1 protein-coding gene is annotated in these 493 nt (G+C 74.6%); it reads left to right on the top strand.

Translation table 11 applies throughout. From position 1 onward, the window contains the following. Window positions 1–294 (top strand): ROK family protein (locus KDL01_RS41825; protein WP_212534257.1); only part of this gene is annotated, 294 nt, incomplete at its 5' end. Window positions 295–493 lie beyond the last annotated feature (199 nt).

Below are 493 nucleotides of genomic sequence, written 5' to 3' on the forward strand. Positions count from 1 at the left end.
GTGGGAATGCTGTGCACGGTGCTGAATCCGGCCGCGGTGGTGGTGGGCGGGGCGTTGGCACAGGCGGGCGAGCTGCTGCTCAATCCGCTGCGTGAGTCGGCGCAGGCGGCGAGCCTGCCGCCGGCGGGAACGAGCCTGCGGATACTCTCGGCGGCGCTCGGGGATCAGGCCTGTGCGCTCGGCGCGGTCGCACTCGTACTGGGGCAGGCGGGGCAGAGCCAGATCGTGCGGCAGGAAGGGCACTCGGGGCAGTTGGGGCATGCGGCGGCGCCGGCGTCGACGGCGGGCGGCTGAGGAGCGGCGCGGGCGGCCGCCGTCGACGTGGCGCGGCTCGTGCACGGTCCCGGAACCGGCCCTGCGGCCCGGTTCGCACCGTCCGCGCGCTTCGTTTGGGGGGTCGTTTGAACGATGGACTGAAGAAAGCGGGGACGGCGGCCGAAGCCCGCGGGGCGCGCGGCGAGACCCGCGCCCACGTGGGGAAACAGGGGAAACG

Source organism: Actinospica durhamensis, from assembly GCF_018139695.1.
Classification (GTDB): Bacteria; Actinomycetota; Actinomycetes; order Streptomycetales; family Catenulisporaceae; genus Actinospica; species Actinospica durhamensis.